The organism is Rhizobium sp. SG741 (assembly GCF_012275435.1).
Classification (GTDB): Bacteria; Pseudomonadota; Alphaproteobacteria; order Rhizobiales; family Rhizobiaceae; genus Rhizobium; species Rhizobium lusitanum.
The window spans coordinates 530,396-544,252 of sequence record NZ_JAAZQP010000001.1 but is presented as its reverse complement, the minus strand read 5'-3'; the positions used below and the strand labels follow the sequence as shown (position 1 = coordinate 544,252).

The window sequence follows — 13,857 nt, the reverse complement described above, 5'->3', positions numbered from 1 at the left end:
GACAACCGGAAGATTGCAAAAATATCGAATGCACGAAAAGATAATCCCGCGACCGCCATTCGGCCGCGGGTCAAGACATGCAGCTATCAAGAATCCGTCTACGCGGCCGGTATGAGCGCGGTGAAGGTGAGCTCTTCCGGCGTCGCATTGTAGGAGAGCTCCATTCCGCTCTCGTCGGCGAGAAGCACCGTGTAATAGGGCTGGATCGAATGGGCGTCGATTGCCTCTTCCAGCGTGCCCGAGCAGATTTCAGCAAATTTCGGCGGCACACGCATCAGCCGCCCCTTGACGGTGATCGTGAACTTGGCCTCGAGTTCGGGATTTTCCAGCATCACCTCGATATTGCCACCACGCGGGATCGCGCTGTAGGCCACGAGGAAAAGGTTGAGCAGCAACTTCACGCGGTTCTTCGCGATGATGGCGCGGGGACCGACCCAGCTCACCTCGGTCTTCTTCTCGGCGGCTGCAAAATCCTTCGCGGCGCGTTCGGCTTCACCCGTGTCGATCGATGCGCCGACCGAGCCGGACGCGCCAAAAGCCAGGCGCGCGAACTTCAAGCGGACAGAGGCATTGAGCGCGCTGGTGCGGATCAGATCCATCGCATCGGCATCGGCACCACCCTCATCGAGCAGCTCCAGGCCATTGTTGATGGCCCCGACCGGCGAGATCACATCATGGCAAACGCGGCTGCACAGCAGCGCGGCCAGATCCGGTCCGGTCAGAGTGAGATTCGGATTCTTCGACATTCATTGTCTCCTGAATGCTGACAAGGCGAAACGCAGTAGATTCCACGTTGCCACGGTAAGGTTGCTCGAGGATTGTCGCAGCCGGTGTACCGCACGCCATAAAGACACCATATTTGGTAAACCGATTGTTAAGACCATCGACGCAAAATGCATTCATCACTATCAGACGTCTTCGCGCGCGAATCATACTGCGATGGACGGGCGGAACGGTCTGAAAGAGGGGGCGAGCCATGCTTGGCACGTCCATCGCACCGACCATGATGAACGGATGACTTTCATGCGCTATGAATTCCTGAAGAGAATGCCAAGCCCCGGCACCAGGACGCTCGGGCTCGGTCTGATCCTGGCCATTGTTGCATTCGTGAGCTTCGCATTGCCGGTCCGTCAGGCCGCTGCCGCGCCCGACAGTCAATATTCGGCGCAGGAAATCGTCGATGCCGGCCATTCCTTCTTCGGCTCCACCAGCGGCGGCCTCGCCAAGGTCATCGAGCGGGCCTTCCAGCAATATGGCCTGCCCAACGGCTACATTCTCGGCCAGGAAGGCTCGGGTGCCTTCCTCGCCGGCCTGACCTACGGCGAAGGCCAGCTGAATACCAAGAATGCCGGCGAGCATCCGCTTTATTGGCAAGGTCCTTCGCTCGGCCTCGACTACGGCGGCCAAGGCACCCGCGTCATGATGCTGGTCTATGATCTGCCGAACATTGACAGCGTCTATACCCGCTTCGGAGGCGTAAGCGGCCAGGCCTTCGTCGTCGCCGGCTTCGGAATGACTGTCTTGAAGAACAACAATATCGTGCTGGTTCCGATCCGCACCGGCCTTGGTGCCCGCCTCGGCGTCAACCTTGGCTACCTGAAGGTCACGCCCAACGCGACCTGGAATCCCTTCTGAGCATTGGCTATATCGTCTCCCAAGCAGCCATGCCTTGGCCCGCCTAGACCGCGGGCCTTTTCTTTCAGCAAATCCGGCCCACGCCGATAAACCATATCCGCTTTAAACGCTTGCCGCATGCCCAGCTCATGATTAATCATTTCATCGAGATCGAAAATAAATCCAGGATACTGGCCGCGTCGTGATTCAATTTGCTCTGTTGTTCGGATTGGGCTTTCTGACGGCCTCTCTTCTGGTCTTTCTCATCGCGCCAGCAATCCATCGTCGCATCGTTTGGTTCACCGAAAAGCGCCTGAAGGCGACCATGCCGCTGAGCCCTCAGGAAGTGCGGGCTCAGAAGGACATGGCGCGCGCGCTCTTTGCCGCCGAAAATGCCAGGACGGAGCAGGCCTTGACGCAGGAGCGCGACAAGACCGTCGCGCTGCAGATTCACAATGGCAAGCTTCAACAGGAAGCCAGCCGGCTTGCCGGCGGAAACAGCGAACTGCAGACACGCATCGACGACCTAGAGATGGAAGCCGGAGAGCTGCGCTCGCGCCTGCGGCGTGAAGAGAGCTACATCAGCCAGCTCAAGTCAGGCATTCATGTCGCGGAGCAGGCCAGTGCGGAGAAGGAAGCCGATATCGATAATCTGCGCAAGCGGATGATGAAGATGTCCGCCGATGCCGACAACCTCAAGATCGACCTTGCAACCAGGGAAACCGAAATCGAGAGTTTGAAGCTTCGCATCAATACATTGCGGGACGAACGGGATACATTGCATCGGGATCTGAACGCCGCAAGCGTACGGGCCGCGGATGCGGAGCGGTCGCTTCGTCAGGAAACCGACAAGAACAAGCGGCTGGACGAACGGCTCACCCGCGAGATCGCCGGCAGCGCCGACAAGGAGACTGCAATCGAGCGGCACGTTCAGGACGTTGTCCGCCTGAAGGAACGGCTCGAAGCCGCCGTCAAGGAATCGAGGGAAGCCAGCAAGGCGTTGCGCGCCGCCGGCATAGCGCCTCCGAAGAAGCCGGCGAAAGCGCCAAAACTCTCGGCAGTGTCCATGATCGTGAATACCGCCGACAATCAGACGAACGCGGCTGAACCGGAACGCACAGTGGAACACGATATCGCGCACATGACGGAAGAGGTCCGCAATCGGGCCGCAGCCCTTTCGGACCGCCTGCTGAAGGCCCGCACGCCGGCCCATGAGGAGGCCGTGCGCGAGGAGATCGCGACGATCGCCGCCAATATGGTGGCGCTGACCGCGCTCAAGGAAGGCAGCGCATCCCCCATCCTTGATCTTCTGCCGAAGGATAAGGTCGCTGCCGAACAGGGCGCGCGCATCAGCCTTGCCGATCGCGTGGCTGCCATGCTGCCGAAGCATCCCTAGTCCGAATAGCATGCACGGCGCTCAGATGCGCTTGATCCTCGACGCCATCTCGAAAAGCGCGATACCGCTGGCCGTCGCGACATTGAGGCTGTCGAGCCCCGGAGCCTGCGGTATCCGCACGCTGCCGAATGCGGACAGGATGTTCTGCGGCAGACCATCCCCTTCCGTGCCGACGACGAGGGCCATGCGGTCCGATGGCGGAACATCGCGAATATCGGCCTCCCCCCGCGGCGACAGGCTCCAGATCGCAAAGCCGCGATCGGCGAGCGCCGCTAGCAGATGGACGTCGCTCGACTGCCGGCAATAGGGCATGGTCAGAACGGAGCCGACGGAAACCCGGAGCGCCTTTCGATAGAGCGGGTCGCAACAGCTCTCGTCGAGCAGCACCGCATCGGCCCCGAAGACCGCCGCGTTGCGGAACATGGAACCCATATTGTCGTGGTTGGAAATGCCGCAACCGACAAGCACGAGCGCCTGTTGCGGCAGGCGGTCGAGAAACGCACTCAGTTCGCTTTCCGTCTTCCGCCGGCCAAGCGCCAGAACACCGCGATGCAGATGGAAGCCGACGATGCCGTCGAGCACCTCTGATGTCGCGACATGGACCGGAACCTCGGGAGGGAGGCCAGCAATGATGTCCGCCAGGCCGGCGACGCGGTTTTGCAGCAGCAGCACCTTTTCGGCGATGAACTCGCCGCCTGCCGCATGGGCCTCGGCAAGCAGCCGCAGCACCACCGTACCCTCGGCAATGAAGCGGTTCTCGCGACCCGTCAGATCGCGCTCGCGGATATCACGGAACTCGGCGATGCGCGGATCGTCAGGATTCGTGATCTCGATGAGCCGATCGCTCGTCATCGCGCGGCCGTCAATTGGACAGAGATATGGTCGCCACGATGCGGCCGATGCCGTAGTCGAAGACGATAGCCTGCCGCTGGCCGCTGGCGAGCGTGCCGTAAAACAGCACCTGGTTTGCCGAAAGAGCCGTGGACTGGACGGTGAAGCCCGCCGGCAGCAAAGCCGTCACGGCCACGGGAGCATCCGAAGGAATGTTGGAGGCAGCCTGGCCTGCCGGCTTTGCCGCCGGCCGCATCGTCTTGTAGACAACGGCGCCGAAGACAGCCATAAGGCTCACCACCATGACGGCCGCGGAGATGATCTGCAGGCGGATCATCTTGCGTCGGACACTCTCCAGGGCCGGATCGAGGGGCTTTTCCTCTTGATCGTCTGGCTCGAGATTTGTCATCGATGCGTCCTTGCTGATTGAGAGCGCCCTCGAGCGCCGGAGAAATACGTTTGAGCGACCCCTTTAAAGAAGCCGCGGGCAATAGAAAAGTCCTAACCGCCGATGAAAGCGCCGAAGGCCGGCTCGATGCGTGGCTGACCGCGGAGCTCGGCAAGGAATTTTCCCGCAGTCGCGTCCAGGCTCTGATCAAAGAAGGCGTAGTGCTGCTGAACGGCAAGCCGGTGACCGATGCCAAGCGCAAGGTGCGCCCCGGCGACGTCTACGAGATCACCCTGCCCGAGCCCGAGGACCCGACGCCGCAGGGCGAGGATATTCCGCTCGACGTGCTCTACGAGGATGAAGACATCATCGTCATCGCCAAGCCTGCCGGGCTCGTCGTCCATCCGGCCGCCGGCAATTGGACCGGCACGCTTGTCAACGCGCTGATCCATCATTGCGGCGACAGCCTTTCCGGCATCGGCGGCGTGCGCCGCCCGGGCATCGTGCATCGGCTGGACAAGGACACGACCGGCGTCATGGTCGTCGCCAAGAACGACGTCGCCCATCGGCACCTCTCCCTGCAATTTGCCGATCACGGCAGGACGACATCGCTGGAACGCGCCTATCAGGCGATCGTCTGGGGACGCCCCCGCCAGCTCATTGGTACCGTCAATGCGCCTCTCGGACGTTCGAACAACGACCGCACACGGCGCGCTGTCAAGCGCCCGGGCTCTCAGGACGCCGACGAGGCCATCACGCATTACGAAGTGCTGGAGCGTTTCCACGAGGCGCCGGATGCGACCGCCCTCGCCTCATTGGTCGACTGCCATCTCGAGACGGGCCGGACCCATCAGATCCGCGTGCACATGGCGCACATCGGCCATCCGCTCTTGGGCGACGCCGTCTATGGCGGCGGCTTCAAGACCAAGGCCAATCTTCTGCCGGAGGCGGCAAAGGAAGTCGTCAATCGCTTCACGCGCCAGGCCCTGCATGCCTACATGCTGCAATTCGAACATCCGCGAACCGGCGAAATCATGCATTTCGAAGCGCCGCTGCCCGACGATATGGAAGACCTGGCAGCTGCGCTCCGCGCATGAGCGGCAACTCCTCACGATGAATGCCCGGCTGGACGCCTGCCCCTTGTCGGCCTATACTCTCTCCCAGAGGGCCGAACTCCGGTGCACCTTCGGTTATCAGAAACGCGGACGCGTTTTTGGAGGCCGATATGGTTGAAACTTATCGTGCCGGAGCATTCGGGAGGAGAATCACAAGGGCGGTATCACGGCGAGACGAGCGGTCACGTCGGGGTAACACTTGCGTGACACTGTTCTTGAATCGCCGTTTCGCCATACTTATCTGTACATTGGTTCAGTGCGGGGTTTTCGTAACCCGCACGCCTTGGTCCGCTTCGCAGAAGGCGCGCAATACGCCCCCAGAAGGAACCAAATCTCGAATTAGGAGGGTGCATTCATGACCCGTAATACCTTACCGTCCATCGCAGCCGGAGAAGCCGGCCTCAATCGCTATCTCGACGAGATCCGCAAGTTCCCCATGCTGGAACCGCAGGAAGAGTACATGCTCGCCAAGCGTTATGCGGAACATGCTGACCGTCAGGCCGCACACAAGCTCGTCACCAGCCATCTGCGTCTCGTGGCGAAGATCGCCATGGGCTATCGCGGTTATGGCCTGCCGATCGGCGAAGTCGTGTCGGAAGGCAATGTCGGCCTGATGCAGGCCGTGAAGAAGTTCGATCCGGAGCGCGGTTTCCGTTTGGCAACCTATGCCATGTGGTGGATCAAGGCTTCGATCCAGGAATATATCCTGCGCTCCTGGTCGTTGGTGAAAATGGGCACGACCGCTAACCAGAAGCGCCTGTTCTTCAACCTGCGCCGGCTGAAGGGTCGTATCCAGGCCATCGATGAAGGTGACCTGAAGCCGGAGCATGTCTCCGAGATCGCCACCAAGTTGAACGTCTCGGAGGAGGAGGTCATTTCGATGAACCGCCGCCTTTCAGGTGACGCTTCGCTGAATGCGCCGATCAAGGCCTCCGAAGGCGATTCAGGCCAGTGGCAAGATTGGCTGGTGGACGATCATGAGAGCCAGGAAGCCGTACTGATCGAGCAGGACGAACTTGATACGCGCCGCCGTATGCTGGCGCGCGCGATGGGCGTGCTGAACGACCGCGAACGCCGCATCTTCGAGGCTCGCCGCCTTGCCGATGATCCTGTGACGCTGGAGGACCTCTCGTCCGAGTTCGATATCAGCCGCGAACGCGTCCGCCAGATCGAAGTCCGTGCCTTCGAAAAGGTTCAGGAAGCGGTACAGAAGGATGCGCTCGAGCGCGCCAAAGCCCTGCGGGTCGTGGAAGCAACGGCTTGACGCTTTCGATTTAAGCGTTTCATCACAACATGAAAAAGGCGGGCCTCGCGGCCCGCCTTTTTCGTATTAATCGACTGAGAATAGCTTACTGACCGCTCGAGGCGACACCGCCGAGCGCCTGCCATTCCCCGATCGCCTTGTTGAAAGCGTCGGTGCCGGTCGGCCCCTTCTCCATCGTCAGCAAGGCACGGCGGCCGTTGCGATAGACGACGGGAATGTCGATCCAGTTGCGGGTCTTCAAAAGGTCGAGATTGGTCTTGCGCGCATCCGGGAAATCGTTGAGTGCGACCATGTAGACGTCGTCGGTGACCTTGGCCGGCACCGCGATCAGCGCATCGCCACGATCCTGCTCGGTCGACTTAAGGGCGATGCGCTGGACGTTGTCGATCGCACCACCCTCGAAATTCGGCGGAACCTGAAAAGCGAGCTCGATCAGATGGCTTGCCGGCAGCGAAGGGTCGCCATTGCGGGAAACGGTGATCGTGGCTGTCAGGCCGCGTTCCGGAACGTTGATAAGGCCCTGGACCGAAGGTTCCGGCCGGCCATCAGCGCCCTTGCCTTCCTGTACCGACCAAGTGACGGTGCCTTCGAAGGCAGCCGGAGACGTCTGACCGAGGCGCTCCTCATAGAGAAAGACTTTCTGCCCGTCCGTGACCGGAGCCGTCTGCTGCGTAACGGGCGGCGGCTGGTTGGCTGGGGCCTGCTGTTGCGGTTGGGCCGCGGGAGCCTGCTGACCGGTCGAAGCCGGCGGGGCAACCGCGGCGGTCACGGGCGGCTGGGTCTGAGGCGCGGCAACCGCGTTGCCAGCAGGCAGCGCCGCTGCTGCGGCAGCGGGTGCTGCTGAAGCGACATTCTGCTCGGCTACGGACTTGCCCTCAACGACGCCCGGTTGGCCGTTTGCAGCCGGCCCTTGATCCTCTTCCGTACCGTCAGGCCGAAGACGCTGCGTGAATTTCGTAGCGACCGTATTGGGGTCGTTGTTCAATGCGGCGACATCCGTATTGCCGGCAGCAGGTGGCTGAGCAGCGGCGGCGTTGGTTTGGGTCTGAGCCGGCGCAGCCGATGGCTGTGCGGAAGCCGCAGCACTGCTGTTGCTGTTTGCCGCATCTGAAGCGGGAGGTGCCGCGGACGTGTTCTTCGGTGCGGAACTGACGAGTTTCGTTACCATGTTGTTGAGCGCATCGCGATTGAGCCAGGCGGCATAGCCGCCGCCACCGACGATGGCGAGGCCGACGAGCGTGAGAACGACGCTGGTGGCATTGAAACGCCGGCGCTTCGGCTCCATGCGGAAGCTTCTGCCCTGCAGCTTTGCCGACATGGCCTGATCGAGATCGGGCGGAACGGAAGAACCGCTGCCTCGCTGGTCTTCGCCCCGTTTGTCGAAACCGGCGAGCTCCTTCAGCTCGCGCCAGCCATCGCCGGCGGCTTCGTTCGCAAGCGCGCCCTTCGACGAAGAATGCACGTCGGCAAAGAGGTCGACGTCTTCAAAGGCGTTGTCCGGCACCTGCCGGGCAGGCTGCACCGGCTGGGGAGCTGCCGGCGTCGGCTGAAGCTCCTCGAAAACATCCGCGTCCCATACGAAGCCCTTGTTGCCGGCAGGTGCCTTCGCCGCTTCAGCCGGCTCGACGGCGTGGCCGAATGGCATCTCGGCAAAAACAGCAGCAGGCATCACGGGCTCGTCAGGCTGTGAAATCGCTGGTTCCGGCGCGCTGCGGCGGGCAGGTGCATCAACCTCCGCCCAAATCTCTTCGACCTGGCTTATGACATCGTCAACCGGTGCCCTGCTCGCTTGAAATGACGGGGCGGCGTGGGCGGGTTCGGTAACAACCTCCGGCGCTTCCTCAGCATAGTCCTTCGGCTCGTCATGATAAGCCGGTTCGGGAGCCGGCTCTTCGTGGAGCTCGGCGTGATGTTCCGCCGCGGCATGCTGCGGCTCGCTCCATTCTTCTACAGGCTCGTGCTCGTGCGTCCGGTCGGGCTCGACATCCGCAACCGGCTCCTCGTAAGCGGGCTCCTCATGGGCATGAACCTCGGCGGGAGCCTGCTCGGGCTCTTCTACGTGAGGTTCCGCAACGGCATGATGCTCCTGAACTGGCTCGGGCGCGACCTCCTCGTGAATCGCAGGCGCTTCCGCGATTGGCTCATCGGTCGCCGGCAAGGCTTCCGCATGTTCGGCCTCAACCTCGACGATCGCAGCTTCGAGCTTGTCCAGCTGGCGGCGCAGCATCTCCTCGGGCGGGCGCGGCTTCATGCTCTCGAGCTGCCGCTGAACGGCACCACGAGCTCGATCGTAAACCTTGACCCGCATCTCGGGATTGTTTTCCGTCAGGCCATCCACGGCCCGTCGAATGACTGCTACAAAATCCGCCATCAGTACTTTCTCATGATACCCGGCAAGCAGCCGGGCCGGGATTCGTCATTGATCCGTAACTCTAGCCCTCAAAGGGGTCGGTCACAAGTATAGTGTCCTCGCGCTCCGGGCTGGTCGAAAGCATCGCCACAGGCGCGCCGATCAGCTCTTCCACCTGCCGGACATACTTGATCGCCTGCGCCGGCAAATCGGCCCATTTGCGGGCGCCTACGGTCGATTCCTTCCAGCCTTCGAGCGTGATGTAGATCGGCTCGACACGAGCCTGGGCGGCCTGGCTTGCCGGCAGATAGTCGATTTCCTTGCCGTCGAGTTTGTAGCCGATGCAGATCTTCAACTCGTCAAGGCCGTCGAGCACGTCGAGCTTGGTAAGCGCAATGCCGGTAATACCCGAGGTCTTCACCGTCTGGCGCACCAGCACGGCATCGAACCAGCCGCAGCGGCGCGGGCGACCGGTGTTGACACCGACTTCGCGACCGACGGTCGACAGGTGCTTGCCGATTTCGTCATGCAGCTCGCAGGGGAACGGCCCCTCGCCGACGCGCGTCGTATAGGCCTTGGTGATGCCGAGCACATAGCCGAGCGCCGTCGGGCCGAGACCGGAGCCGGCTGCCGCCTGCCCCGCCACGGTGTTGGACGAGGTCACGAACGGATAGGTGCCGTGGTCGTTGTCGAGCAACGCACCCTGTGCGCCTTCGAATAGGATGCGGGCACCCGCCTTGCGCTGCTCATCGAGCAGCCGCCAGACCTGATCGATATAAGGAAGAATGTGCTCCGCAACCGAGGTCAACTCGTTGTGCAGGGCATCGAAGGAAATCTCGTCGAGGCCCATGCCGCGGCGCAGGGCATTGTGATGGGTCAGAAGCCGGTCGATCTTCGCGGGCAGCGTTTCCGGTTCGGTCAGATCCACGACGCGGATGGCGCGGCGGCCGACCTTGTCTTCATATGCCGGGCCGATGCCGCGGCGCGTCGTGCCGATCTTCGTGCCGCTGTTGGAAGCGGCATCTTCGCGCAAAGCGTCGAGATCGCGGTGCAGCGACAGAATCAGCGGCGCGTTTTCAGCGATGCGCAGGACATCCGGCGTAACCGCAATACCCTGGGCACGCAGCCTATCGACTTCGGCTACGAAATGATGAGGATCGACGACAACGCCGTTTCCGATGACGCTCAGCTTGCCGCGCACTAGCCCGGAGGGCAGGAGCGCGAGCTTGTAGCTGACGCCATCGACGACAAGCGTATGACCGGCATTATGGCCGCCCTGAAAGCGTACAATCACATCGGCGCGTTCCGAAAGCCAGTCGACAATCTTGCCCTTGCCTTCATCGCCCCATTGCGAACCGATCACTACTACGTTCGTCATTTCTCCATTCCCGCTTCCTGCGCACGGCGGCGCGCCTTGCTCAAACCCGCGCATCTATAAAGCTTTGTTTTTGGGAAAGCGACCCTGTTGTCCCAGGAGATTCGGCTTTTTACGTGACGAATCCGCGCGCCCAACACGATTTTTCCCGCCGGCTGGCCGGATAGGCTTGAAGATCGCCCTACCCGGCCAAGACCGATTCTCTGTCAAATGCCAGGCTTGTGCGCGACAACGTGGAAATATTCGTGTTCGGCCGACGCCACCGCGCCGATCGCCTTTCCATCCAGATCAAACAGCAATGCCGGCATGGCGAAGCCGGCTTCGGCCAGTTGCGACTGCAGTTGCGTGGGCGTCGTCGCATAGACCATGACACCGAAATCATGCGCGCCGTGCAGCAGGACAGCATGCTCGCCGTCCTGTTGTTCAAGCGGCCTCAGACGACGCTGGCGCAACGTACCGGAAACGCGGCCCTCGACGTAGCGAAGGGTGCGCAGGCCGAGCCGTACCGGATTGGGTGTCCATTCCAGCCGGCATCCATATGCTCGAAACGGAGATCGGGATGATTGGTGCGGCAAAGCTTGACCATCTCCGGCGTATAGTCGATACCGATATAATCGCTCGCGATCGGACGGAAGGACCCGGCTGTACGGCCGCCGCCAACGCCGATATCGAGGATGCGCGCCCTGCCCGCTTGCGAGGCGGCGATCGCAAAAGCGACACGCTCGCCTTCGTTGAGATGGCCGCTGCTGCGACGATAATCCCGCAAGGCCCAGGGACTACGCCAGGTCTACCGATTGACGGTTTCCATTACATGCATGGCTGGACTCCATTTTAAAATGAACGCTTCGGTTGCTCAATTCCCCCAGCTCATCAGTTGCCAATTCCCCACGGCACCTACGCGATCCATATAGCAGGTCGCACCGGACCTGCAGCATCACAAGGCTGGTTAAGCCCTCGATCCGGCCGTTAATCGTTTGGTTAAGGTAAAAATCGCGCACACGCCTGGCGCGACAATGGGCTGAACTAGCCGAGTTCGAGCGTGGTCACGCCGAAAACACGATCGAGCGGTATTTCCGGCGCCTGACCGCGATACATGCGCGCCGTCTCGAAGATGGGCGACAGACCGAAGTCCTCTGCAAGCCGGATGGCCTGAGCATTATCAGCCGGCACATCCATATAGATATGCGCACCCTTGGCCTCGGTCACCATCCTCGCCAGCAACGCAGCCGCGACCTCCGGCTTGTTGGCAAACAGCGGACCGATCTTGTAGCCGTCGAAACAGCGCCGGATGGTGCCATAGCCGCGAACTCTGCTGCCGCCGCCGACGATGAAGGATTTCCGTCTCTCGGGAGAGCCGCACCACGCCTTGATGAAGGAATGGCGCAAGCCGGGGAAGATGGCGGCATCGTATTCCAATAGTCCCTGAAGCTTCCCATGCGTGACCGGCGTTACCTGTGCAGCCTGCTCTCCTGCGTCGAGCACTTTGGGAATGCCGCCATAGCGCAGCGTTCGATAGGCCGCTTTGAAACCGTGACGGCTGTAGTTTTCCTGTTGCGCGGCGACGCCGTCCAGCCCGACGGTACGGTCGCCGGCAAGCGCCATGCCCTTGTTCCAGAGCTGCTTGCCATATCCTCGGCCGCGAAACTCCGGATGAAGCATATAAAGGCCGAGAAAGGCAAAGCTCTCGCCATAGCGGACGACGGAGATGCATCCCACAGGCACCTCTCCAATCGCGCCGACCAGAAAGCCGGAAGGATCCGCTTCCCAAAAGGCCGGAGCATCATCGACGCCGGGATTCCATCCCTCCTGCCGAGCCCATTCCAGAGCGAGCTCCAATTCCCCAGCCCGCATTGTACGCACGGCAAAAGTCGATTTCATGCAATAGTCCCGAACCACCGTTTCGAACCGTCCCCGCCGAACGATTGCGCCCGATTCATCATGCTGCAACGCGATGCCAATCACAAGCGACAGACGACGACAAGCTTAACGCAGGAAGCTTTCGCCGCGCGCGGAATGCAACATCCCGAACGCCGTAACCGCGCAAGCCGGTCTTTGTAACACTCCTGTCGCAACTTTCCGGGTAAGAGCATCGCATATAGGCGTCACCGGCGATCCTGTGTATAAGCGCAGGTAAACGCCAATGCCGGGATCGCGTTCACTCGCTGAACCCGGCGCCAGCAAAAGGATTGAAATTTCATGCGCATCACCATGATCGGCTCAGGGTATGTGGGGCTCGTGTCCGGCGTTTGCTTCGCCGATTTCGGCCATGATGTCATTTGTGTCGACAAGGACGTGAGCAAGATCGAAGCACTGCAGCGGGGCGAGATACCGATCTTCGAACCCGGTCTTGAGCAGCTTGTCGCGGACAATGTCCGCGCCGGCCGCCTCTCCTTCACCACAGAGGTCGAGGCGAGCGTCGCAGCCAGCGATGTGGTCTTCATCGCCGTCGGCACGCCTTCAAGGCGCGGCGACGGCCATGCCGATCTTTCCTATGTTTATGCCGCCGCCCGTGAGATCGCGCAGCATGTCGACGGCTTCACCGTCATCGTCACCAAGTCGACCGTACCGGTCGGCACCGGCGACGAGGTCGAGCGCATCATTCGCGAAACCAATCCACAGGCCGATGTCGCCGTGGTTTCCAATCCTGAATTCCTGCGTGAAGGCGCTGCTATCGAGGACTTCAAGCGGCCGGACCGCATCGTCATCGGCCTCAACGACGACCGCGCCCGCGGTGTCATGACGGAAGTCTACCGGCCGCTCTACCTCAACCAGGCGCCGCTGCTCTTCACTGCCCGCCGCACCTCGGAGCTGATCAAATACGCCGCCAACGCCTTCCTCGCCATGAAGATCACCTTCATCAACGAGATGGCAGATCTCTGCGAGAAGGTCGGCGCCAATGTGCAGGAAGTGTCGCGCGGCATCGGCCTTGACGGCCGCATCGGCTCGAAATTCCTGCATGCCGGCCCTGGCTATGGCGGCTCCTGCTTCCCGAAGGACACGTTGGCGTTGGCCAAGACAGCGCAGGACTTCGACACACCCGTACGCCTCATCGAAACCACCATCTCCATCAACGATAATCGCAAGCGCGCCATGGGCCGCAAGGTGATCGCCGCGATGGGCGGCGATATCAGGGGCAAGGCGATTGCCGTCCTCGGCCTGACCTTCAAGCCGAATACCGACGACATGCGCGACAGCCCGGCGATCTCTGTCATCCAGACGCTGCAGGACGCCGGCGCCACGGTAACGGGCTACGACCCCGAAGGCATGGACAATGCCCGGCTGGTGATCGACAACATCACCTATGCCGACGACGCCTATGGCGCAGCGCGCGGCGCCGATGCGCTCGTCATCGTCACCGAATGGAACCAGTTCCGCGCGCTGGATTTCGCGCGGCTCAAATCCATCATGAAATCGCCCGTCCTTGTCGACCTCAGAAATATCTATCGCCATGAGGAGGTCACAAAGCACGGCTTTGCCTATACCAGTATCGGCAGACCGATGAACGGCGCCGAACTGTAAGCAAA

At 61.4% G+C, this 13,857-nt stretch carries 13 protein-coding genes; 5 read left to right on the top strand and 8 right to left on the bottom strand.

Annotated features, from left to right (window positions below; translation table 11 throughout):
* Nucleotides 1-98: 98 nt before the first annotated feature.
* Nucleotides 99-746, bottom strand: a complete 648-nt coding sequence (locus FHT29_RS02770; protein ID WP_037195238.1) for a histidine phosphotransferase family protein — start codon at nt 744-746, stop codon at nt 99-101.
* Nucleotides 747-1,023: 277 nt separating this feature from the next.
* Here FHT29_RS02770 and FHT29_RS02765 point away from each other — a divergent pair, with 277 nt between their 5' ends.
* Together FHT29_RS02765 and FHT29_RS02760 are read left to right on the top strand one after the other, a co-directional pair.
* Entirely contained in the window at nt 1,024-1,635 is a 612-nt protein-coding gene (locus FHT29_RS02765; protein ID WP_051963398.1) for an EipA family protein, read from the top strand.
* Between the two features lie 181 nt (nt 1,636-1,816).
* Nucleotides 1,817-3,010 carry a hypothetical protein gene (locus FHT29_RS02760; protein WP_047562401.1) on the top strand — a complete coding sequence of 398 codons (1,194 nt, stop codon included), beginning with the start codon at nt 1,817-1,819 and terminating at the stop codon, nt 3,008-3,010.
* Between the two features lie 21 nt (nt 3,011-3,031).
* Here the strand turns inward: FHT29_RS02760 and FHT29_RS02755 are convergent, their stop codons facing one another.
* Both FHT29_RS02755 and FHT29_RS02750 read right to left on the bottom strand, forming a co-directional pair.
* A complete protein-coding gene (locus FHT29_RS02755) occupies nt 3,032-3,862 on the bottom strand; it encodes an RNA methyltransferase (RefSeq protein WP_047562400.1) in 831 nt (276 codons plus the stop codon).
* 10 nt (nt 3,863-3,872) lie between these two features.
* Complete coding sequence (locus FHT29_RS02750; RefSeq protein ID WP_037195244.1) at nt 3,873-4,250, bottom strand: hypothetical protein; 378 nt, start codon at nt 4,248-4,250, stop codon at nt 3,873-3,875.
* A 50-nt stretch (nt 4,251-4,300) separates the two neighbouring features.
* Here FHT29_RS02750 and FHT29_RS02745 point away from each other — a divergent pair, with 50 nt between their 5' ends.
* Nucleotides 4,301-5,326, top strand: coding sequence for an RluA family pseudouridine synthase (locus FHT29_RS02745; protein WP_047638738.1), 1,026 nt, complete (start codon nt 4,301-4,303; stop codon nt 5,324-5,326).
* Between the two features lie 373 nt (nt 5,327-5,699).
* Nucleotides 5,700-6,608: an RNA polymerase sigma factor RpoH gene (rpoH, locus tag FHT29_RS02740; protein WP_034503797.1), complete on the top strand. Its 909-nt coding sequence runs from the start codon at nt 5,700-5,702 to the stop codon at nt 6,606-6,608.
* 85 nt (nt 6,609-6,693) lie between these two features.
* Here rpoH and FHT29_RS02735 read toward each other — a convergent pair whose 3' ends face one another.
* From FHT29_RS02735 to FHT29_RS02720, 5 genes are all read right to left on the bottom strand, one after another.
* Complete coding sequence (locus FHT29_RS02735) at nt 6,694-8,979, bottom strand: hypothetical protein (RefSeq protein WP_047562394.1); 2,286 nt, start codon at nt 8,977-8,979, stop codon at nt 6,694-6,696.
* Between the two features lie 61 nt (nt 8,980-9,040).
* Nucleotides 9,041-10,336: an adenylosuccinate synthase gene (locus tag FHT29_RS02730; RefSeq protein ID WP_037195250.1), complete on the bottom strand. Its 1,296-nt coding sequence runs from the start codon at nt 10,334-10,336 to the stop codon at nt 9,041-9,043.
* Between the two features lie 203 nt (nt 10,337-10,539).
* Complete coding sequence (locus tag FHT29_RS34350) at nt 10,540-10,701, bottom strand: hypothetical protein (RefSeq protein ID WP_246702974.1); 162 nt, start codon at nt 10,699-10,701, stop codon at nt 10,540-10,542.
* A gap of 65 nt (nt 10,702-10,766) precedes the next feature.
* Nucleotides 10,767-11,099 (bottom strand): methyltransferase domain-containing protein, encoded by a 333-nt coding sequence (locus FHT29_RS34345; protein WP_047562389.1) that lies wholly within the window; start codon nt 11,097-11,099, stop codon nt 10,767-10,769.
* Nucleotides 11,100-11,356: 257 nt separating this feature from the next.
* Nucleotides 11,357-12,211, bottom strand: coding sequence for a GNAT family N-acetyltransferase (locus FHT29_RS02720; protein ID WP_047562921.1), 855 nt, complete (start codon nt 12,209-12,211; stop codon nt 11,357-11,359).
* A 318-nt stretch (nt 12,212-12,529) separates the two neighbouring features.
* Here FHT29_RS02720 and FHT29_RS02715 point away from each other — a divergent pair, with 318 nt between their 5' ends.
* Nucleotides 12,530-13,852 carry a UDP-glucose/GDP-mannose dehydrogenase family protein gene (locus FHT29_RS02715; protein WP_047562387.1) on the top strand — a complete coding sequence of 441 codons (1,323 nt, stop codon included), beginning with the start codon at nt 12,530-12,532 and terminating at the stop codon, nt 13,850-13,852.
* Nucleotides 13,853-13,857: the final 5 nt, after the last annotated feature.